The organism is Candidatus Rhabdochlamydia oedothoracis, assembly GCF_019453995.1.
GTDB lineage: Bacteria > Chlamydiota > Chlamydiia > Chlamydiales > Rhabdochlamydiaceae > Rhabdochlamydia > Rhabdochlamydia oedothoracis.
This window is the reverse complement of the sequence record NZ_CP075587.1, coordinates 1,596,922-1,617,648: the sequence shown is the minus strand read 5'-3', so window position 1 is coordinate 1,617,648 and position 20,727 is coordinate 1,596,922. Positions and strand designations below refer to the sequence as shown.

26 protein-coding genes and 5 pseudogenes are annotated in these 20,727 nt (G+C 35.9%); 19 read left to right on the top strand and 12 right to left on the bottom strand.

What is annotated here, in order from left to right; genetic code table 11:
- Positions 1 to 235 precede the first annotated feature (235 nt).
- On the top strand, positions 236 to 466 hold the full coding sequence (locus tag RHABOEDO_RS08965) for a hypothetical protein (RefSeq protein ID WP_220017565.1): 231 nt from the start codon (positions 236 to 238) through the stop codon (positions 464 to 466).
- Between the two features lie 125 nt (positions 467 to 591).
- Here RHABOEDO_RS08965 and RHABOEDO_RS08960 read toward each other — a convergent pair whose 3' ends face one another.
- From RHABOEDO_RS08960 to RHABOEDO_RS08940, 5 genes are read right to left on the bottom strand one after another with little or no spacing between them, the layout of a single operon-like run.
- A complete protein-coding gene (locus tag RHABOEDO_RS08960; protein ID WP_215216876.1) occupies positions 592 to 1,023 on the bottom strand; it encodes a CdsG family type III secretion system protein in 432 nt (143 codons plus the stop codon).
- Between the two features lie 33 nt (positions 1,024 to 1,056).
- Complete coding sequence (locus RHABOEDO_RS08955; protein ID WP_215216875.1) at positions 1,057 to 1,308, bottom strand: hypothetical protein; 252 nt, start codon at positions 1,306 to 1,308, stop codon at positions 1,057 to 1,059.
- A 14-nt stretch (positions 1,309 to 1,322) separates the two neighbouring features.
- Positions 1,323 to 1,559, bottom strand: a complete 237-nt coding sequence (locus RHABOEDO_RS08950) for a DUF5398 family protein (RefSeq protein WP_220017564.1) — start codon at positions 1,557 to 1,559, stop codon at positions 1,323 to 1,325.
- Between the two features lie 45 nt (positions 1,560 to 1,604).
- Complete coding sequence (gene sctD, locus RHABOEDO_RS08945; protein WP_215216873.1) at positions 1,605 to 3,293, bottom strand: type III secretion system inner membrane ring subunit SctD; 1,689 nt, start codon at positions 3,291 to 3,293, stop codon at positions 1,605 to 1,607.
- Between the two features lie 33 nt (positions 3,294 to 3,326).
- The gene (locus tag RHABOEDO_RS08940) at positions 3,327 to 3,710 is read right to left on the bottom strand and encodes a type III secretion system chaperone (protein WP_215216872.1); all 384 of its coding nucleotides are present in this window, start codon (positions 3,708 to 3,710) and stop codon (positions 3,327 to 3,329) included.
- 155 nt (positions 3,711 to 3,865) lie between these two features.
- Here RHABOEDO_RS08940 and RHABOEDO_RS08935 point away from each other — a divergent pair, with 155 nt between their 5' ends.
- The 9 genes and pseudogenes from RHABOEDO_RS08935 (at position 3,866) to cutA (ending at position 8,740) form a co-directional block, all read left to right on the top strand.
- Complete coding sequence (locus RHABOEDO_RS08935) at positions 3,866 to 4,306, top strand: hypothetical protein (protein WP_215216871.1); 441 nt, start codon at positions 3,866 to 3,868, stop codon at positions 4,304 to 4,306.
- 232 nt (positions 4,307 to 4,538) lie between these two features.
- Positions 4,539 to 5,423: a hypothetical protein gene (locus tag RHABOEDO_RS08930; RefSeq protein WP_215216870.1), complete on the top strand. Its 885-nt coding sequence runs from the start codon at positions 4,539 to 4,541 to the stop codon at positions 5,421 to 5,423.
- A gap of 95 nt (positions 5,424 to 5,518) precedes the next feature.
- Positions 5,519 to 5,638: an IS3 family transposase gene (locus RHABOEDO_RS11610; protein ID WP_215216886.1), complete on the top strand. Its 120-nt coding sequence runs from the start codon at positions 5,519 to 5,521 to the stop codon at positions 5,636 to 5,638.
- 120 nt (positions 5,639 to 5,758) lie between these two features.
- On the top strand, positions 5,759 to 6,037 hold the full coding sequence (locus RHABOEDO_RS08920) for a DDE-type integrase/transposase/recombinase (protein ID WP_215216869.1): 279 nt from the start codon (positions 5,759 to 5,761) through the stop codon (positions 6,035 to 6,037).
- Between the two features lie 70 nt (positions 6,038 to 6,107).
- A complete protein-coding gene (locus tag RHABOEDO_RS08915; RefSeq protein WP_220017563.1) occupies positions 6,108 to 6,608 on the top strand; it encodes a helix-turn-helix domain-containing protein in 501 nt (166 codons plus the stop codon).
- Positions 6,609 to 6,663: 55 nt separating this feature from the next.
- Positions 6,664 to 7,542: an IS630 family transposase gene (locus RHABOEDO_RS08910; RefSeq protein ID WP_220017562.1), complete on the top strand. Its 879-nt coding sequence runs from the start codon at positions 6,664 to 6,666 to the stop codon at positions 7,540 to 7,542.
- Between the two features lie 162 nt (positions 7,543 to 7,704).
- Positions 7,705 to 7,863: pseudogene (locus RHABOEDO_RS08905) on the top strand (hypothetical protein); the annotation flags it as partial.
- 39 nt (positions 7,864 to 7,902) lie between these two features.
- Positions 7,903 to 8,213: pseudogene (locus RHABOEDO_RS08900) on the top strand (transposase); the annotation flags it as partial.
- Between the two features lie 185 nt (positions 8,214 to 8,398).
- Positions 8,399 to 8,740: a divalent-cation tolerance protein CutA gene (gene cutA, locus RHABOEDO_RS08895; RefSeq protein ID WP_215217814.1), complete on the top strand. Its 342-nt coding sequence runs from the start codon at positions 8,399 to 8,401 to the stop codon at positions 8,738 to 8,740.
- A gap of 224 nt (positions 8,741 to 8,964) precedes the next feature.
- Here cutA and RHABOEDO_RS08890 read toward each other — a convergent pair whose 3' ends face one another.
- Positions 8,965 to 9,978: an IS30 family transposase gene (locus RHABOEDO_RS08890; RefSeq protein ID WP_215216525.1), complete on the bottom strand. Its 1,014-nt coding sequence runs from the start codon at positions 9,976 to 9,978 to the stop codon at positions 8,965 to 8,967.
- An 88-nt stretch (positions 9,979 to 10,066) separates the two neighbouring features.
- Between RHABOEDO_RS08890 and RHABOEDO_RS11245 the strand changes: the two are divergent.
- Positions 10,067 to 10,231, top strand: a pseudogene (locus tag RHABOEDO_RS11245) (IS5/IS1182 family transposase); the annotation flags it as partial.
- 74 nt (positions 10,232 to 10,305) lie between these two features.
- On the opposite strand, the gene RHABOEDO_RS08880 reads toward RHABOEDO_RS11245, so the two are convergent.
- The 3 genes from RHABOEDO_RS08880 to RHABOEDO_RS08870 form a co-directional block, all read right to left on the bottom strand.
- Positions 10,306 to 10,716 carry an IS30 family transposase gene (locus RHABOEDO_RS08880; protein WP_245397611.1) on the bottom strand — a complete coding sequence of 137 codons (411 nt, stop codon included), beginning with the start codon at positions 10,714 to 10,716 and terminating at the stop codon, positions 10,306 to 10,308.
- 13 nt (positions 10,717 to 10,729) lie between these two features.
- Positions 10,730 to 11,743 (bottom strand): IS630 family transposase, encoded by a 1,014-nt coding sequence (locus RHABOEDO_RS08875; protein WP_220017561.1) that lies wholly within the window; start codon positions 11,741 to 11,743, stop codon positions 10,730 to 10,732.
- A gap of 307 nt (positions 11,744 to 12,050) precedes the next feature.
- Positions 12,051 to 12,278: a hypothetical protein gene (locus RHABOEDO_RS08870; RefSeq protein ID WP_215217366.1), complete on the bottom strand. Its 228-nt coding sequence runs from the start codon at positions 12,276 to 12,278 to the stop codon at positions 12,051 to 12,053.
- Between the two features lie 204 nt (positions 12,279 to 12,482).
- On the opposite strand from RHABOEDO_RS08870, the gene RHABOEDO_RS08865 reads away from it, so the two are divergent.
- From RHABOEDO_RS08865 to RHABOEDO_RS08830, 8 genes and pseudogenes are all read left to right on the top strand, one after another.
- A complete protein-coding gene (locus tag RHABOEDO_RS08865; protein WP_220017560.1) occupies positions 12,483 to 13,013 on the top strand; it encodes a hypothetical protein in 531 nt (176 codons plus the stop codon).
- An 8-nt stretch (positions 13,014 to 13,021) separates the two neighbouring features.
- Complete coding sequence (locus RHABOEDO_RS08860) at positions 13,022 to 13,456, top strand: hypothetical protein (RefSeq protein ID WP_215217368.1); 435 nt, start codon at positions 13,022 to 13,024, stop codon at positions 13,454 to 13,456.
- A 12-nt stretch (positions 13,457 to 13,468) separates the two neighbouring features.
- On the top strand, positions 13,469 to 14,317 hold the full coding sequence (locus tag RHABOEDO_RS08855; protein ID WP_215217369.1) for a hypothetical protein: 849 nt from the start codon (positions 13,469 to 13,471) through the stop codon (positions 14,315 to 14,317).
- 13 nt (positions 14,318 to 14,330) lie between these two features.
- Positions 14,331 to 15,416, top strand: coding sequence for a hypothetical protein (locus RHABOEDO_RS08850; RefSeq protein WP_215217370.1), 1,086 nt, complete (start codon positions 14,331 to 14,333; stop codon positions 15,414 to 15,416).
- 10 nt (positions 15,417 to 15,426) lie between these two features.
- On the top strand, positions 15,427 to 15,960 hold the full coding sequence (locus RHABOEDO_RS08845; protein WP_215217371.1) for a hypothetical protein: 534 nt from the start codon (positions 15,427 to 15,429) through the stop codon (positions 15,958 to 15,960).
- Between the two features lie 387 nt (positions 15,961 to 16,347).
- Positions 16,348 to 16,960: pseudogene (locus RHABOEDO_RS08840) on the top strand (transposase); the annotation flags it as partial.
- A gap of 134 nt (positions 16,961 to 17,094) precedes the next feature.
- A pseudogene (locus RHABOEDO_RS11875) lies at positions 17,095 to 17,244 on the top strand (IS701 family transposase); the annotation flags it as partial.
- 177 nt (positions 17,245 to 17,421) lie between these two features.
- On the top strand, positions 17,422 to 18,858 hold the full coding sequence (locus RHABOEDO_RS08830; RefSeq protein ID WP_215217374.1) for a dipeptidase: 1,437 nt from the start codon (positions 17,422 to 17,424) through the stop codon (positions 18,856 to 18,858).
- 25 nt (positions 18,859 to 18,883) lie between these two features.
- Here RHABOEDO_RS08830 and RHABOEDO_RS08825 read toward each other — a convergent pair whose 3' ends face one another.
- The 3 genes from RHABOEDO_RS08825 to RHABOEDO_RS08815 are packed head-to-tail and all read right to left on the bottom strand — an operon-like array spanning position 18,884 to position 20,725.
- The gene (locus RHABOEDO_RS08825) at positions 18,884 to 19,315 is read right to left on the bottom strand and encodes a hypothetical protein (RefSeq protein ID WP_220017559.1); all 432 of its coding nucleotides are present in this window, start codon (positions 19,313 to 19,315) and stop codon (positions 18,884 to 18,886) included.
- Between the two features lie 20 nt (positions 19,316 to 19,335).
- Positions 19,336 to 20,316, bottom strand: coding sequence for an IS30 family transposase (locus RHABOEDO_RS08820; protein WP_220017558.1), 981 nt, complete (start codon positions 20,314 to 20,316; stop codon positions 19,336 to 19,338).
- Entirely contained in the window at positions 20,309 to 20,725 is a 417-nt protein-coding gene (locus RHABOEDO_RS08815; protein ID WP_245397610.1) for an IS630 family transposase, read from the bottom strand. Before RHABOEDO_RS08815 ends, RHABOEDO_RS08820 begins: the two co-directional genes overlap by 8 nt.
- Between the last annotated feature and the right edge of the window lie 2 nt (positions 20,726 to 20,727).

Here is a 20,727-nt window from a genome sequence, read left to right as displayed (position 1 = left end):
CCAATCAATAATCTTCTTAGAAATTGACCGCAGTGGTTACATCCAAGATATATTTTTGTAAATCTTCTATTTGCTCTTTAGATAGGTCAAAAGAGTGTAACAGGACTTGCCCATAGAGATAACCTAACCTAGGTATTAATTTAATTATTATACTCTTAAATAAGATATCTTTTCAAGTTTGAAGTGCACAGAATAATTAAAAAAAGAATAGGCAGGCGATGAAAGAATCTCTGTTGTGATTTTTAATAATCAAACACAAGGAGCTCTGTACAGGACAATTTTTTCTACCCTACTCAAAACATACCTAAAATGCATTTTTTTCCTAGAGTTGTTCCCATCAAAATGTTCTGCTAAAATATTTTTCAGTTCGCAATTATGTTTCATAATACCTCTTAGATTACTTTCTGGAAGTATTATGCCAGATCTCTGGTCATATTTGCGGGCTATTCTTTTTATCTGCTCCTAAAAAATTGTCCTGTACAAAGTAAATGTTAAGTAAATATTCTTAGTATACACCATTATACTTTGGGACTAAACCTCTAAGAGGTTGTGTCCATCACTAAACGCTTTTGAAGCACAACCTGGAAAAAATTACTTTTTGGGAGATTTGGTTTCGATAGGAGAAGGGGCTTTCTTAATGAACTTTTCCACAAAATCAAGGGCGGTTTTAGCTAGGCTTTTAACCATGGGGTCTTGATTTTTTTGAATGGATTCCTCTAGGGTCTTTTCTCCTTTAGCAAGTTCTGTTGGATTTAAAGACAGAGTCAGACCAAGCAGGGTTTTAGCCATTTCATTCGAAGGTTCTTTAGCTAAGATTTCTTCAAAAATGGTCGCTGCTTGTTTGAGTTTAAGTTGGCAGAGATTGAGATATCCCATCCCTAAACGAGGTAGTGGATTATTAGGATCGAGTAATTCTGCTGCTGTAAATAACTTAATAGCTGCATCTTCATCGCTTTGGTTAATTGCAATGAAGCCGGCTTCTGCCATTAAGATAAAGTGATCTTTAAATTTTTGAAGAGACATTGTAAAATCCTTTTTGCAAAATGATGGATAGCATTAAGAAGTTTTTTGGTTACGCACCATATTATTAATCGTTGCTTGTACTTGAGAGATCAAGTTAGAAATTGATTCGCCAATCTGAGTAACTTGGCTCATGGAAAATTGCAGAAGTAGGAATTTTCCTGGGGTTGCATGCGAAATAGAACTTGCAACAGCCCGAACTTGACTAATTACAGTACTCTGTAATTTAGCGTATTGCTTGATCAATGTGCTAAATGTAATGGTCGCCCAATTCGATCCTTGTGGCATTTTTCATCCTTATTTTATTTTTTGTTAGCAATTCTAGTTAATACTCGTTGCAAAGCAGCGTAAGCATGCAATAGCTTACCATAGTTTTCAAAGTCTTCGCTTTCGGTGCCTTGTCTTAATTTTGATTTGATTTCTTGAATAGCTTCATCTGTTTTTTTGAGTAATTCTTTTGCTTTTCCAGGTTCTTTTTTTAATTCTTTTTCGAGATCAAATTCAAATAGCGGTTTATCTTTTTTTTCCAAACCAAACATAATTTTAGCTCCTCATTGATGCGCGAATGAAAAATACTTATAGTCTTATTGCAGATTGTAATTAATTCTAAATTTTACGCCATCTTTTTCAAGCAATACCATCTTGGATAAGATTTCTGTAATCTTCATTCCATCTATTACATCCTCAATAGTGAGGATTTTTCCATTAATTACAACAAACATATTTTGATCATCTTTTTTAGAATAACCAGTGATTTGGTATTTTGTAGATAGATCAATCCTCGAAGTATCCGATTTTGTATAAATCACAAAGTTTTTAATCAGACGAATTCCTGGTACTGTATAAAATTGATCAATAACTGCATTGAAAGTATGCGCTTTCTTTTGATCCACTCTACCTGCTAATACAAGTTCTCCATTGCTAAGCTGATAGGTAACCGAACTAAATCCTTTTTCAATCAAGGTGCTTTCGACCTGCATTTGTAAATTGGCTTCTACAACAATTTGATTTTCCAAACTATCTAAATAAGGAAAATTGAGATTCAAATAGTCAGATAGTGCTTGAGCCTGCTCTAATGTATGTACATAGCCTCGTAGCACAAACTTTCCAGGTGCAATGGAAGAGAGAGAAACACCAACCCAGTTGGGGTTGGTTAATAAAAGGGCATTTGTATTTTCCCAAATTAATTCATCGACAATCACATTATCTTCGATACCCTGCACAAAGGGAAGATTTTCAATCTTATATAGAAGCTCTTGTTTTTCTACGGAGCTTATTACATGTCCTAATAAAAAGAGCTTGCCATTAGGAGGATTAAAAGAGAATTGCACAGAGGGGAAAGCGCTAAGATTCTCTTGCAGAATTGTATGCTCTTCTTTTTGAGAGACAACTTCAATCTTATCGGTTTTAAAAAGTGTAATCATGCTGGTAATACCAGCTAAAACAAGCACCCCAAAAGCAGATGCTATGATTAAATGCTTTTTAGGGATAATCATTTCTCTCCAATCAGCAGATGCAGGGTTCTCTTCCTGTTTTAACTCTTCTGTTTTGGTACTCGTTGCAAGTGGAAGAGGAGAAAAAATGGTTTCTTGTATCTGTTCTCGATCGATCAGCAAAAAGGAGGTGGTTCCTAGTGAAATGAGGTCTTCTGAGGAAAGAAGGTGTTTACTGGCAATAGCTATTCCGTTAACTAATACGCCGTTACGACTACTTAAATCTTCAATAAATACTTGATGGTTATCATCAATGCTAATGCGCGCATGCTGTCTAGAAACGCTTAAGTCTTGAAAAGCAATATCACATAAGTTGGGATCTTTTCCTAGGACATAGGAAGATCCTTTATGCATAGAAAACTCGGCACCGGCATTTGGTCCATTTGTCACTTTAATAATAAAACGACCCAATGCTCCAGATCCTATTCTTACACTTTCTAGATCGGTATCGTCTTGTAAAGTTTCTGTTTCTAAATCTGGATAGGAATGAGAAAATCTAAAGACACTACTACCAATCTTAATTAAGTCTCCTTCCTTTAATAAAACAGGTTCTATAAGAATCTGTCCGTTATATAGCGCAGGGTTAGTTGTGCTGATGTTTTCTAATAAATAACCCTCTTCTGTATATCTACAAATCACGTGTCTACGTGAGACAAGAGGATCTTCTAAAACAATGGAAGCTACTTCAGGGTCTCTTCCTAAGATCCATTCCTCTTCCTCTTCAAATCGTGCAACACACCCTGTTAGAGGGCCCTCTTCTCCAATTAAATATCCAGCCATATTTATTTTATCTTTATCGAACTTATGTTTTTTTTATTGATAACAAGAGAGCTCATTTTTCCAAAAATCGAGATAATTTGTGAAGTCCTCTAGAGTATCCTTAAATACTTTGTATTTCATGTCATACGGTAAAACCAGACACAGTGTCAAGAACTTCTCATCTCGATCTAAGCCAATGACAGAGCCCCCGGTTCCTTGTCCTAATAAATTCGCTTTCATGAGATATATAAATAGCTCTTCTCGTTTATTTAAAGGACACATTCCAATTGTCGCAAAGAAGGTACACCCCGGATCTAATTCTCGAAAAGCAATAATTAGTTCTTTATGTAATTTTAATAGATAGAGCTTATTTTCTTTGGATAAGGCATCTTCCAAAGCAAGGTTTTCGACCAATTGTATAAGACATTCTTCTAACATGTAAATCTCCGTTCTATATAACGTTTAAACCGCTCTATAGATAAAAGTAAATCGTTTTTTTTAAGGGAGAAGAAAGCGAAGTCTTATTTGTATTAATAAATAAATTAATCAATAATTAAATTATAGTATAATTAAATTGAATAAAGAGGATTCTCATGAGTTTAAAGGAAGAATGTCAACAGCTTAGCGACTTATTTCGTCGTGCTGCAGAAGGGCAATCGATAGATTTACAGCAAGTGTTTTCTCAATCCCTACAGTTTTTTGAACGACTAAAAGTGGAATTAAAAGAGAAAGATCCACAAAGAAGACAAGAAGCCATGACCATGTTAATGGAAATTTATCAGCATATGATCAAAGATACCAAGCTCATCTGTGAAACTTCAGAAATGACAGAAGAGCAGCTTGTTGCTTTTGCGGAAAATCCCACCAACTTTTCACCCGAGCAATGGACGTCTATTCAAGAATCTAGAGAGAAAATTTTTCATGCAGGGGAGGATCTAGCCAAAGCTCTAGAGCAGCTTTCCAACCCCCAAATAGAGAAAAAACCCCACGATCCCAATAAAAAAATCAAAAAATCCAATTGGATGCGCAGTTAACTAACCTTACATCAGTTACTTACATAACAATTTTATCTTTAATAACTTATGTCTTTTTGAGGAATTTTCTCATCGGCTCATTTTTCTTAAAAATAAAAATGATCCCTTAAGTCTTTTATTATCAGAATTTAAATCAAATATTATTATATTTTTAATAATTACTTAACGTTTTTATGATTAAATAGATATTAGAAGAGATAGATAGATTATAAAAGTATAATAAGAGGAAAGTATGTCAAATATATTACTTAATCAACAATTACTACAGGGTATTAGCGATGATATGCAGCATCACCATAAACAGGTGGATTGGCTTCAAGATGACCCAACTCTACCCACCGAATCTTTAGCAGATCGTATTAAAGATATGATTGCAAGCGGCGCTACGCTTGAATTGATTGTTTTAGCGATTATGACTAATGACTCTGGAAATGGAGCGATGGACATTTGTTCTTTAGATATTATAAAAATTACAGAAGAAACTAATGAGCTTAGTGATGTGCAAGATGACTTGATCAACCTTCAAAGAATTCTTAGTAAAATCGAAGCTGAGCTTGGTTCTAAGAAAAACCTTTCTCCCGATGAATGGAAAAAGTTTGATAAATCCTTACTAAAGCAGTTAAAAGACACCTATGAAAAGCTTTGTAAAGACCAAAAAACACTAGCAGGAAGCTCGGATCCTAAACTGAAAGCTGTAGCTGATATGGTGGGTAACTGGCTTAAAGATCTAAATTCTTCTATTCCTACACCCTCTGGTGATAAAGGAAAATTAGATCCTTTTGATGAATTGCTTAAAAAATGGGATGGAAATACAGACTTTCCTCTAAATGGTAAAGATTTAGCGAATAACCTTTGTGGAGCTATTTATGCTCTAGCTAAGAACTTCTACGATAAAAATCACCCAGGCTCTGGTGATACTAATACCGATTACTTGGGCGAATGGGGTCAATCCGTCCAGGCTTGTGAACAGTTAACTTCCGGTACCTCACAGCAGGAAACAACTGCTGTCCAAGGGTTTATGCAGATTTTAAACTCATTTAATAACATCGGACAACAGGGTATACAGGCTTCTTCTCAAGGAAAAGAGGCTATCATACGAAACCAAAAAACCGGATAAGATGGCAAAACTTTTAGAGGTGTCTAGAAGCAATTTTTATTGCTTTCTTCATAGAAAGCCCGGTAAAAGAGCTAGGGAAACCGCAGAATATCTAAATTAAAAGCATTCATGAGCGTAGTCGATCCATCTATGGTAGCCCAAGAATTCACGCCGAACTAAAAAAAGAGGGTGTGATTTGTTCTCGTAGAAGAATAGCAAAAATCATGAGAGCATAGGGGATACAAGCTAAAACATATAAGGTATGGAGAAAGACAGCTGTAGCTAAAATGCATAAAGAAATAATTCCTAACTAGGTAAATCAAAACTTTACAGTAGGCGCTCCGAATCAAACTTGGGTGTCAGATATCAGTTATATAGCTACTCGTGAAGGATGGCTATATTTAGCAGTTGTGCTAGATCTGTTTTCAAGAAAATCTGATCGTGGTTCTCAATATACAAGTGAAGATTTCAAGAGAAAAACCGATCAACATGAAATTATTTTAAGTATGAGCAGCAAAGGAAACTCTTACGATAATGCTGTTGTAGAGAGCTTTTTTCACAGCTTAAAAACAGAGCATGCTAACTTTTGTAAGTTTAAAATAAAAGAAGAAGCTGTGGATAGCTTATTTGAATAAGTCTTTTCAAGTTTGAAGTGCACAGAAGAATTAAAAAAAAGAATAGGCAGGCGATGAAAGAATCTCTATTGTGATTTTTAACAATCAAACACAAGTAGAGACCTTGCCCAAAGGCTACCATCACCTAACCTATGACCAAAGATGTCAGATTTATATTTTACAAGCTAGAGGAGATACATCTAGCTCAATAGCAACCATTCTAAAAGTTCATCATAGCACTATTAGTAGGGAACTTAAGAGAAATAAAGGGCAACGAGGATACCGTCATCAGCAAGCTCAAGAAAAAGCATTTCTTAGAAAAAATTCTCAGCCCAATAAAAAAATGACTCCTCAAATAATTACCCCTATTGAAGAAAAAATCAAGTTGCAATGGAGCCCTATACAAATATCCGGATGGCTTAAAAGACATGGTAAAGAACATGTTAGTCATGAGATCATCTCCTATAATCATATCTGGAAAGATAAACGACAGGGAGGACAGCTTTATAGAGAGCTCCGTCATCGAGGGAAAAAATATAACAAGCAGAGAAAGGGAACTTCTGGAAGAGGGAACATCCCTGGTAGCATATAGTGGTTCCGATTCAATCGGATAGAAAAATATTTTGTTTTGTGTTAAGCTATTGAGTATGAAAAAACTGACCCCTAGCCAGATAGCTGACTTAGAACACAAGTTAAAGCATCCAAAAGACTATTCTGAACGGAATAGGCTTTGTGTAATTTTGGGCTATGATGAGGGTATCTCAACAAAAAATCTTGCTAAAGCACTTCGGATAAGCCCTATCACTGTTCAGGAATACCTCAGAGAATATGATTCCGAAAATAAAACTGGAAGTAGCCCTCGAGGCGGTAGCAAATCAAAACCTTCACAAGACCAAACAGAGTCTCTACTAAAACACCTACAGGAAAAGACCTATCTTAAAGTCAAAGGGATCATAGCTTATGTGCATGAGCAATATGGGATAAAATATTCCCGAAGTGGCATGACAGATTGGCTCATACAGCACGGATTTGTTTATAAACGTCCTAAAAAGATTCCTGGGAAATTAGATCCTGAAAAACAACGAATTTTCATAGAACAATATAGGGCTTTAAAGGAGACCTTAAACCCTGATGAAGAGATCTATTTCATAGATGCTGTGCATCCTGAACATCAGTCCCAAGCCGTATGTGGATGGATCAAAAAAGGCGTTCAAAAGACTTTGCAGACATCCGGGAAACAATTGCGATTGCATTTTGCTGGAGCTCTTTGCCTGACAGGAATGAAGATTGTTACAGAGGAATATAAGACAGTTGATGCCGATGCAATGCTCGATTTTTTCAAGAAGCTAGAAAAACAGACAGAGGCTCGAATTATTCATGTGATTTTGGATAATGCGAGATCAAACAAAAATAAGAAACTAGAAGAGTTTCTGATGTCTTCTAGGATTAAAGTGCACTATCTCCCTCCTTATTCGCCGAATTTGAATCCTATTGAATGCTTGTGGAACATCTTAGAGCCTGTTTAAAATCTTTTCATTAAGGTATAATGATAGTTTTCATAAAACCTTTGGAGGTAGTTATGACCCGCTCTTATCCAAGCGATATACTGAAATGCATTAGAAAAAAGACTTTTCAAACACTAAATTCATTGAATTTTTCTCATTGATTGAGTTATAGATCTTACATCTATGCAACCTGAAGCGAACTTTATCACAAGAAACCAAAAAGACATCCTCAAGGCTCGTCATCGCCATGAACGGGATAAAAGGCTATGCGATAGAATCAAATCTATTTTATTGTTAGATGAAGGGTGGACATACCCACAAGTAGCACATGCTTTACTCCTAGATGAGGATACGATAAGGCGTTACTATAAAACTTATTTAGAAGGTGGCAAAGAAGCATTTTCACTACATAAAAACCATTTGTTCGGTGTAAAAAATGTTTTAGCAGATGGAGGATATTCTGGAGAGAAATTTGCAAAGAGCGTGCAGGAATATTAGGATGTATATTAGAAATAGCCAAAAGAAATACACTTCATACTTTTACAGTTATTCCCAAAAGATGGGTTGTAGAGCGTTCTTTTGCGTGGATAGAAAAATGTCGCAGGCTATGGAAAAATTGCGAAAGAAAACTACATACAAGCCTGAATATGGTGGTTCTTGCTTTTATTGCTCTACTTTTGAAAAGATTTTAAACAGGCTCTTAACTGATCGACGCATGCGAAAAGTTGGGGCAAGAGCGACATTGTACTTTTGTCTCTCTGACAACGATGGATTGGGAGGCTCTTCCGTTCTGCCAGAAACTCGGCTAAGAGATCGAATTTGTGCGAGAAGGGTATGAGAAAAATTCAAAAATATACCTTTTAAGGAAGAACTTGCAATGACCCATCAGACAAAGTTGATCTACGTTTTCTGGATGTGCCGAGAGAAACAAGAGGCCAAAAAGATCATTCGTGGATTACTTGATCAACGGTTGATCGCCTGCGCATCCATTTTCCCCGAAGTCGAATCAATCTATCGATGGGAAGGCAAAATTGAAGAGAGCCAAGAGGTAAAAGTCATTCTCAAGACTACTCTCAAGCATTTTGGTGCGGCCCAGAGCTATATTCAAAAACACTGCAGCTATGAAGTGCCAGAGATTTTACAGGTCGATATTGCTCAAGGCAATCCTCGTTACTTATCGTGGGTTGTTCAGGAAACTTCTTTCAGTGACCACTCCTGAGTAGCAATTTTTTCGATAAAAGTCGAATCGTGAGAAATAACCAAGATGGCGCCATCAAAATCCAGAAGAGCTATTTCAAATGCCTCCAGTGTAAGAAAGAGGGTATCTAGGAATTAAAAAGCTTCATGCTAAAACCCAAATGCCTAAAAGAAGAAGCAAGAAAAATCCGGCCCTTTCAACCTTGAAGTGCACAAAAAAGAACATATAAATACTTGAAAAAACATCTATTGTGCACCCGAGCATAGCATGTTTGTAGATAATCTCGTAAACACTTCTAGTGGAGTTTCGAAGTTGAGAGCCTTTCTAGGTCTGTTATTTAGTAAAGTTTCCACCCTTTCTATATCCTTGGAAGTCGTATCTAAAAAGCTTTGTGTTTTAGGAAAATATTGCCTAACTAGTCCGTTTGTATGCTCATTTAAGCCTCTTTCCCAAGAATGGTAGGGCGTTGCAAAGTAGAAGTCTGTCTCTAGCTCGAAACTAACCATTTGGTGATAGGCAAATTCTTTTCCGTTGTCTGCTGTTAATGTGTGTACAAAATCTTTGATAGGTTTAAGTTGTTCAATTAACGCTTGACTTACTTCCTCTGCAGTTTTATGAGAAACTTTGGCGAGCTTAGTTAGCTTGGAAGTTCTTTCTACCATTGATACAATTACGCCTTTATGTCCTGCCCCTATGACTGTATCTAGTTCCCAGTCTCCTAAACGAGTCTTTTTTTCTACAATACAAGGCCGTTGCTTAATATCTATACGACCAGGCATGTTCCCTCTTCCAGAAGCTCCCTTTCTCTGCTTGTTATATTTTTTCCCTCGATGACGGAGCTCTCTATAAAGCTGTCCTCCCTGTCGTTTATCTTTCCAGATATGATTATAGATGGTCTCATGACTAACATGTTCTTTACCATGTCTTTTAAGCCATCCGGATATTTGTATAGGGCTCCATTGCAACTTGATTTTTTCTTCAATACGGGTAACTATTTGAGGAGTCATTTTTTTATTGGGCTGAGAATTTTTTCTAAGAAATGCTTTTTCTTGAGCTTGCTGATGACGGTATCCTCGTTGCCCTTTATTTCTCTTAAGTTCCCTACTAATAGTGCTATGATGAACTTTTAGAATGTTTGCTATTGAGCTAGATGTATCTCCTCTAGCTTTTAAAATATAAATCTGACATCTTTGGTCATAGGTTAGGTGATGGTAGCCTTTAGGCAAGGTCTCTCCTTGTGTTTGATTGTTAAAAATCACAATAGAGATTCTTTCATCGCCTGCCTATTCTTTTTTTAATTCTTCTGTGCACTTCAAACTTGAAAAGACTTCCTTTAACAAAACAAGACAAAAAAATAATCAATTCCTTTCCAAAGAACGTGTAATTAATGAAAATGCTATTGGTCTGCTTAAGCGATTCAAAATTTTAGCTGATCGTTATAGAAATAGACGAAAAAGGTTTGGTCTTCGGTTCAATCTAATTGCGGGCATTTATAATCTGGAGCTATGTTAATGGGTTTTGAAAGAGGTCTAATCTCCTAAAACACTTCTATTGGAGTTTCGAAGTTGAGAGCCTTTCTAGGTCTGTTATTTAGTATAAGTTTCCACCCTTTCCATATCCTTGGAAGTCGTATCTAAAAAGCTTTGTGTTTTAGGAAAATATTGCCTAACTAGTCCGTTTGTATGCTCATTTAAGCCTCTTTCCCAAGAATGGTAGGGCGTTGCAAAGTAGAAGTCTGTCTCTAGCTCGAAACTAATTATTTGGTGATAGACAAATTCTTTTCCGTTGTCTGCTGTTAATGTGTGTACAAAATCTTTGATAGGTTTAAGTTGTTCAATTAACGCTTGACTTACTTCCTCTGCAGTTTTATGAGAAACTTTGGCGAGCTTAGTTAGCTTGGAAGTTCTTTCTACCATTGATACAATTACGCCTTTATGTCCTGCCCCTATGACTGTATCTAGTTCCCAGTCTCCTAAACGAGTCTTTTTTTCTACAATACAAGGCCGTTGCTTAATATCTAACGACTTGAAACTTGTCGTTTATCCTACATTTCAAAATATCTGTTATTTTCAGTATCTCTTCTAAGAAGAATCCTCTAATTGCCTGAAAAAAAGTCACCGACGTTTCGTAATATCGATTGTATACCGTCTTTTCCTTTAAGATCTTCCACAAGCGTTCAATAGGATTCAAATTCGGCGAATAAGGAGGGAGATAGTGCACTTTAATCCTAGAAGACATCAGAAACTCTTCTAGTTTCTTATTTTTGTTTGATCTCGCATTATCCAAAATTACATGAATAATTCGAGCCTCTGTCTGTTTTTCTAGCTTCTTGAAAAAATCGAGCATTGCATCGGCATCAACTGTCTTATATTCCTCTGTAACAATCTTCATTCCTGTCAGGCAAAGAGCTCCAGCAAAATGCAATCGCAATTGTTTCCCGGATGTCTGCAAAGTCTTTTGAACGCCTTTTTTGATCCATCCACATACGGCTTGGGACTGATGTTCAGGATGCACAGCATCTATGAAATAGATCTCTTCATCAGGGTTTAAGGTCTCCTTTAAAACCATATATTGTTTTATGAAAATTCGTTGTTTTTCAGGATCTAATTTCCCAGGAATCTTTTTAGGACGTTTATAAACAAATCCGTGCTGTATGAGCCAATCTGTCATGCCACTTCGGGAATATTTTATCCCATATTGCTCATGCACATAAGCTATGATCCCTTTGACTTTAAGATAGGTCTTTTCCTGTAGGTGTTTTAGTAGAGACTCTGTTTGGTCTTGTGAAAGTTTTAATTTGCTACCGCCTCGAGGGCTACTTCCAGTTTTATTTTCGGAATCATATTCTCTGAGGTATTCCTGAACAGTGATAGGGCTTATCCGAAGTGCTTTAGCAAGATTTTTTGTTGAGATACCCTCATCATAGCCCAAAATTACACAAAGCCTATTCCGTTCAGAATAGTCTTTTGGATGCTTTAACTTGTGTTCTAAGTCAGCTCTCTGGCTAGGGGTCAGTTTTTTCATACTCAATAGCTTAACACAAAACAAAATATTTTTCTATCCGATTGAATCGGAACCACTATATCATCAAAAGTTGGCAAAAAAAACCAAAAAGTTTTAGAATTAACCCACTCCATCACACTTTGGGACTAAACATTCCATCGCGATTAATCCGCTGTAGCCTTATTTATAATAGATTTCTTGCATAACCCCTTATTTTAAAGCTTTCATTTATAGATTCCTAATCTTAACAAAAGCATTTCCAGCTATATCGCTCAAACAATCATATCTCCTGGATTAAAATACTTTAAAATTTTAGATTGCTTATTGGTTATGCAAGAGATCTAATGTTTTGGTAATCCTGTATGGCTCGTTCGATAAAGTCTATTTGATTTTCTTGTGTTTTGAAAATTTTTAAAAACTTTGCCTTTTCTTCTTGTATACGTTCTGGGACTCTTTCTGGATTAGAAAGAGAAATTGTCATTGATTTATAATAGGTGTAAATTTTTTGTATGTTTTCTGTGTATTGTTTTTTGAAAATTTGTCTTTTATCTATCAAAGAACTAACTAACCTTGCACTGTCTTGACCTGCATTTGATTAATAAAATTTATCTCTAGTCAAAGAGAGGTTTTTGCTAAAGCAATTTCTTTTTCTTGATGCCTTTCTGTAAGAGAGCTGTTTTCTTTTAAATTTTTCGAATAGTTTTATTGTTTATTTATTACATTTAGTTTCTTTATAAATAATAAAATGAATTAAAAGACTGTGAAATTAATTCATTTTTATGTTTTAATAAAACTAAGGTCGATTAAATTAGCACAAACTATAAAAAGAGAGCTAATCATGGCAGAAAATTCTTTAGCAGCCGCAGCAGAGATAGTAGCTACTCTCTCTAATTTGAGTGAGGAACAATGCTCTTCATCTAAAGATGAAGCGTACATAAAAAGCATTCTAAGGAATGCGTTGTCGGAAATTAACAACCCTCAAGAGCTGAAACGCATTCTAACAAATCTTGCAAGTACAAAAGGACTTAGTGATAGCGTACGTAATTGTTTAGATATCCTTATGCCAAAAGTAAATAAGCTTTGCAATGCAGAAGAAGCATCAAAAAGCTCTCCGGGGGATTCAAAGCTCAATGATAATGTGAGAAAAATTAAAGCGTGTGTAAATACCGTTCTTACCAAGTTACAATCAGAAAATAGTCAAGCGCTAACTAAAGATAGAATACAGTTGAATCATTGGACCCAGGCTCAAGATACTGTTGGATCTATGGCAAAGGCAATTCTTTACATATAGGGAACTTTATGAAAAAAGACAAAGAGATCGAAAAAATCGAAATGTTTTTAGAAGAAGGGGTGGAGTATAAAGACACCCATTTTGAAGAGTTATTGAATTTGATGAACAAATTGATGGTGGATCTAAAAGAAGCGGTGTCCAAAGGAAGCCAAGAACAGCAGAAAATAGCTGCTGAGAAATTAGAGCAAGCAAGACACTTGTTATATGATTATCTCGAATCAGCAACAGAGAAACTAGGTTTAGAACAAGATCAACTACAATTGATTTTGTCCTATTTTTTTAATACAGTCTCGCCGAATCGAGATAGGCTTGTGATTTTTCAACAAGAGTTTGAAAAAAATAGCAAGGAAGTAGAAAAACTTATCGATGCAAAAATACCTCAGAAAAAAAAGCGAGGTACATTAAAAAAATATGCCCAGAAGTCCAGCTGGGTTCAATCTTAAGAAGGCTTTTTTATGTCTCTACAGATACAACAAATACCATTTATAGAAGAAGCAAATCCTAATAACCTTTTTATCGAAAAGGAAAAAGGTTATGACATCAATCTTTTATTAGTACTTGCCATTCTTGTTTTGGTTACAAATTCTAAAGGGACGGGAGCTCTTGATCGGGTTGTTAAAAAAATGGAAGAAGCAACACGTATAACAGAAGAGCTAAGAGGTTTTCAAGATAACCTGATCATGCTCAATGAAAAGATAGGTAAATTTCAACTATCTGCGGAAAAAGAGCCTACTGCGCAGTCTTGGGAAAAAGATCAAATAGGCAATATCATCAAAGAGTTTGCAAAAGGGGTTTTGGATCTTCAGAAAAATATTACAGAGCTTGAAAAACGTGTAAAAAAATATCCTGATCTCAAAACTCTTTTAGCATCTACGCAAGATCTTTTTAGATGTTTTAACGAGCAATTTAACCCCATAGATAGCCGTAGTATAATAGATGCTATTTCCGATTGGGAAGAAGATCAAGATCTAAATTTTCATGGAACGGATTTGCATTTTCAACCCAATGCTCAAAAAAAAGATCCTACCCAATTTAATCGCATGATTGCTTGGGCAATGACACAGGTTTATTTAATTAATGAAGGAAAAATCAAAGATCCAAAAGCGGAGAATCCACTGGAAGATTGGAATGCAGATGACAATGCTAGTATGCAAATGCTCATTGGACAGTCTCAACAAAACTCTATTGAAATGAAATCCTATATGACTCTAATCACGTCTTATAATAATACAATGAAAGCATCCCTACAGGCTTGTAAAAAAGAAGTACAAAACATGGTGAGGGAGCAAATCAGTCAAAACTAACAAGGAGGAATTTATGTCGGATATAACAACAACTACTTCTTCTAAAAAAATAATAGGGCCTATTTCAGAGCCTATTAAACCTGTTAAGTCAAAAACAAACCTCCCGCAGCAACAAGGAGAATTACCTTATACAGGATCAACAGATCCGATTCCACCAGAGCAGTTAAAGCAGATCGAACAAGATCTTGCCCGTTTATACGCACCAAAACATGTCGCGGCTCTCAAGAAATTTAGTGAAAAAGATCTACAACAAATCAAACAAGAAATCGCTAATCTATCCCCCAAACAATTAGAAGATCTAATGAATCAATTGAAAAAACATTTTAGTCAATTACAAGCTACTCTAACCGAGCTAAAAAAACAAAAAAAAATAGATCCTGAAAAAGCAGAGCTTATTTTAGATACTATAGATACCCTTGGCTCCAAAGATCTACAAAATTTCTCAAAAGATGATCAACAGAAATTAAACAACACAATTGATGCTCTCAAAGAAAAGGTAATCGATCTGATCAAAAATAAACAAGTAGACCCCGAAGAAGCGAATGTCTTAATCCTCTTTTTAGCCTTTGCAAAAGCTCAAATGGATCAAAACGATAAAGCCATGTTAGCTGGAATCCAACAAACCAAAGTAAAAACGACCCAGCTGGAATTGCAAGCTGAGAAACAAAAAGATCTCGCTGGTCAATCGACCCAAGGACGGCATTTCAGTAATACGAAAGCGCTTATTTTTGGAGTGCTTGCAGTCGCCCTAGGCGCGCTATTTGCATTTTGTACAGGAGGAGCAGGTAGTCTCGTATTAGGAGCTTTTCTTGGAGCTACCGCAGGAGCCATATCAATCGGAGCTGTTGCAGGTGTAGCAGGCAATAATTCTAACGCTCCAGGACTGGAAGGGGTAACAGATACAGGTCCTGATTCAACAATAATGAGTAAGTTACAAGCTCTGCTTGCTTATTGTAACACGCAAACGCAAAAACTCTCTTCTCAACTTGGCTCTACGGAAAAAATATTTGTGGAAAATGCCTCCGATAGATCTGCCCAGTTAGGTCAGCAAGCAGGACAAGCTATTACTGACATGGGCAGAATCATGGAAACTAAATAGGAGTTAAATCATGTCATTATCCATCTTAGAAACAAGCTCTCTTTTGCAGCATCTTCAAGGAGCTAGTACCAAAGTACAAGTAACCCAAATGGAGACTGTTAATCAGTTGACACAAATGCTGCAAACCTTAGCTGACCAGAGCCTTTCAGAAGCAGAAAAAATGGCCTTTATTACAAAAATAGCGGGTTATGTACAAATAGCTACTCTTTTCTTAGGTCCTCTTCTAGTACTTGGTGGAATCTTAGCAGCAGGAGGAGCGCTCTCTGGCCTCTTAAGCGAAGCAGCTGTAGCTGGAGCAGAAGGCTCTCTAAACTTAACGCAGGGAGTACTTGGTGGAACTCAAGGTGTATTAGAAACTACAAGTAGCGAAAAAAAAGCGAACATACAAAAAGATAAAACAAGTATCGCTGCCCTGCAGACAAATAGCGATGATACCTTGAAGACCGTAGAAAAAGAAATGGAAGAAACCAAAGAATACACAGAAGGGGTTATTAAAATCCTTAATAATGATGCAAAAATAGCTGCTCAAAAGACCATGCAATAAAAAATCTTTTTAATTAAACTTGTTTTACAAGTTAAAGACTTTTCTATTTTTAAAAGAGGTTCTTGAATAGCGTACAAGAACCTCTTTTTTTTAAGCCTTTTTGCCAACAGATTATTTTCATAGAGAACCCAACTTTATTATATTAATACTTAATAAGATATAAATTGTTAATTATATTAAAATGTGTTAATATAATAAACAAGAGATAATCAACATAAAGGTAGATCTAAAAAGTAGACAACAAAGTTACTTAAAAATGCTAGGAACCTCAGTGTTAAGTTTAATTAACTAAGAATAGGAAAGATAAGACAAAAAAGCAGTGCAAAAAGACCACTTAATGTTGTACAAGTTCATTTGCGAAAAAACAACAACAAAAAGAGGTCAAAAATGGAAAAGCTTGTCGAATTATACTGCTCTATAGATGATTTTTGGAAGGATTTTAACAAGCAATGGGAGCAACATTTAATTACCAAAGGCAAATTCTCAAGAGGCCCTAAAGGGAAAATGTCTATTCCTGAAATGATGACAATATCTATTTTGTTTCACCAATCAAACTACAGGAATTTCAAACACTTCTATTGCATTTATGTAATGGTTCATCTCCGTAAAGAGTTTCCTACTCTTATTAGCTACAGCAGATTTGTTTACCTTGTAAAAAATATTTTTATCCCCCTATTCGCTTATCTTTTACATAACAAAGGTAAAATTACTGGAATTAGCTTTAACAAAAGAATTAGGAGAAATAAAGTTTTTGCAAGATTTGCAAAAATGGGAAAAACAGGAGCAGGATAGTTCTTGGAAATTAAACTTCATTTAATAATTAATGAAGTAGGAGAAATTCTAGCTTTTCAATTAACACCTGGAAATACATCAGACGTTTCTGTAGCTGGTATTTTGTCGAAAGGAATTACTGGGAACTTATACGGCGATAAAGGATACATTTCAGGAAAATATGGATAGAGGTTTGCAATTATTCACAAATTTAAGAGCCTGTTTAAAATCTTTTCAAAAGTAGAACAATAAAAGCGAGAACCACCATATTCAGGCTTGTATGTAGTTTTCTTTCGCAATATTATCCTTTGATGATGCATGTAAAACCGGCTAGACTTAACGCAAAAAAGAGTTTTCTTTAAAATGAGATTTTTTTTGAGGGAATGCGAACAGACGAATTATATCCTAACTTATTTTGCTGAACATGCCCGTGATATTAATCATGATGCGATCAATAGATACTTGAGGAAAAGAGAGAAGTTGACTGCATCCCTGTTATGGGAACATGCTCGACAAGAGAATAGTTTTCATTTGGTCAAAGCTACTGCGTTTTACTCCTATTAAACATCGGAATTTCTCATTGTTTAATCTTATGCCATCGTATTTTTTTTAAAAACGCACAGGAAAAATTTGAACAAAATGATAATATGTTTTAACATTTTCTTGTTTATTAAATAAGAGTAACTATTTATGTCAAAATCTCTATTTGAAGATTGGTATCAAAAACATCAAGAGGAAATCTTGAATGATTTTTTTGCGTTTTTACGTTTTCCCAGTATTAGCACAAACAAGAAGTATGCACAGGGCATTAGAAAGACAGTGGATTGGCTGAGTGCATATATGAAGAAGATAGGGCTTACAGTAGACATATGGGAAACTTCCCATTTTCCTGTGATTTTCGGTTCTTATCTAAAAGCAGATTCTAATCGACCTACTTTGCTGATTTATCATCACTACGATGTGCAACCAGTTGACCCTATAGACTTATGGGATAATGATCCTTTTGACCCTATTTTAAAAAACAATTGTGTATATGCGCGCGGAGCTTCTGATAATAAAGGACAATGTTTTTATTCTTTAACCGCTTTAAAAGCTTATTTAGAATTAAGCAAGCAAATAGATATAAACATTAAAATAATCATTGAAGGAGAAGAAGAATCAAATAGTAAAGGGCTAAAGGAAATTCTCAATACAAAGACCAAAGAACTAAAAGCAGATTATCTGGTTATTGTAGATTCAGGAATCCCAAGTTTAGCCTCTCCAGCAATTACTTTAGGAATGCGAGGAATAGCAACGATTGAAGTAACTTGTAAGAATTCCTTTGTAGATTTACACTCGGGAAGCCATGGTGGAATAGCCTTAAATCCGAACCGCGTTTTGGCCAAATTATTAGCCAATATGTGGGATTCTTCAGGTAGGGTGGCTATCCCGCATTTCTACGATGAAGTGCAGCCCGCTTTGAAAAGTTGGACGAGCTTTTTGGATATGACATTTGATCAAAATCGATATACTAAAGAATTTGGTGTACATGCTTTTGCTCATGAAGAAGGATACTCTTTTTTAGAATCAAATTGGTTAAGACCTACTGTGGAAATAACTGGTATGTGGGGGGGCTATATAGAAGCTGGCTTTAAGACAGTGATTCCCTCCGTGGCACATGCGAAAATTTCCTGTCGATTAGTTCCCAAGCAGGATCCTCAAAAAGTGGTTCAGAGTATCGTAGAGTACTTCAAAAAACAGGCGCCACCAGGTATTAACATTTCTTGCAAAACAGAAGAGGGATATGGAGCTTTTTGTTGTTTTCCTGATTCTGTGATTGCCAAAACAGTTGTTTTGGCATATCAAGAAATATTTAAAAACCCTTGCAAATATATTGCATGTGGAGGATCTGTACCCATTATACCAGATCTGACAACCGCTAGTTCTGCAGAAACAATAATCATGGGTGTATCTCTTAGCACGAATAATATTCATGCTCCTAATGAGCATTTTAGCCTGGAATGCTTTAAGCTAGGTTTTTTAGTAATGACGAACATTTTCACACGATTGTCAGAGCAAGGAGATAAGGAAAAAGATTTTTGGTCAAAAGAAAAGCAATCGAAGGGCGTTTCTCTAGATAGAACTTGAGTTGACAGACAGAACTTCTCCGTTCTTATTTTTTTGAGCGTTGTTTATTTTCATTTTGGATTTGTTTTTGCTCCGGAGACATGGGAAATAAGAGCCTATCTCCCCACAGAGATACATTAAACTCCAATTCTGGGTTCATAAGATATACATAATTTCTGTGATATAAGGGAATGACAGGCATATCATCGATTAGAACTTTTTCAGCTTTTTCTAGAGTTGATAAGCGCTTATCGCCTTCCTTGTGGTTAGAGAGGTTGATTAATTCGATAAATTTAGGATGTTCCCAACCCGTGCAATTCCTTCCATAATTTCTATACTTAAACATTTGAAGGATACACATAGGATCATCATAATCAGAAAGCCAGCATGAAAGACACATGGTGTAATCTTTATTGTATAGCTTATCTAAAGCAATGCTAAAGGCCCTTTCAACCTTGAAGTGCACAAAAAAGAACATATAAATACTTGAAAAAACATCTATTGTGCACCCGAGCATAGCATGTTTGTAGATAATCTCGTAAACACTTCTAGTGGAGTTTCGAAGTTGAGAGCCTTTCTAGGTCTGTTATTTAGTAAAGTTTCCACCCTTTCTATATCCTTGGAAGTCGTATCTAAAAAGCTTTGTGTTTTAGGAAAATATTGCCTAACTAGTCCGTTTGTATGCTCATTTAAGCCTCTTTCCCAAGAATGGTAGGGCGTTGCAAAGTAGAAGTCTGCCTCTAGCTCGAAACTAACCATTTGGTGATAGGCAAATTCTTTTCCGTTGTCTGCTGTTAATGTGTGTACAAAATCTTTGATAGGTTTAAGTTGTTCAATTAACGCTTGACTTACTTCCTCTGCAGTTTTATGAGAAACTTTGGCGAGCTTAGTTAGCTTGGAAGTTCTTTCTACCATTGATACAATTACGCCTTTATGTCCTGCCCCTATGACTGTATCTAGTTCCCAGTCTCCTAAACGAGTCTTTTTTTCTACAATACAAGGCCGTTGCTTAATATCTATACGACCAGGCATGTTCCCTCTTCCAGAAGCTCCCTTTCTCTGCTTGTTATATTTTTTCCCTCGATGACGGAGCTCTCTATAAAGCTGTCCTCCCTGTCGTTTATCTTTCCAGATATGATTATAGATGGTCTCATGACTAACATGTTCTTTACCATGTCTTTTAAGCCATCCGGATATTTGTATAGGGCTCCATTGCAACTTGATTTTTTCTTCAATACGGGTAACTATTTGAGGAGTCATTTTTTTATTGGGCTGAGAATTTTTTCTAAGAAATGCTTTTTCTTGAGCTTGCTGATGACGGTATCCTCGTTGCCCTTTATTTCTCTTAAGTTCCCTACTAATAGTGCTATGATGAACTTTTAGAATGTTTGCTATTGAGCTAGATGTATCTCCTCTAGCTTTTAAAATATAAATCTGACATCTTTGGTCATAGGTTAGGTGATGGTAGCCTTTAGGCAAGGTCTCTCCTTTTGGCCCAATATTTTTCGATAGGATTTAAGTCCGGTGAATAAGGCGGGAGAAAGAGCATTTCGTATCCACTTTCCTCTATCAATGTTCTAGTTGTCTTTGATTTATGAAAGCTCGCGTTATCGAGAATCAAAACTTGGCCATGAGTCAAATTTGGAATCAATTCCTGTTTTAGCCATACATTAAATAGATCCGTATTGCAAGTTCCTTCAAAACACATCGGTGCCAGCAATTTCTTCCCTTGTAGTGCCGAAATTACACTCTGTCTACCAAATCGTTTTCCTGAAATTCCTCCAAATATTTGTTTTCCCCTCGCGCTCCTCGCATATTGCCTATGCACATATTGACTGATTCCGCTCTGATCCAAATAGACCCTTTTTTCAGGAGAAATTGCTTCTATCT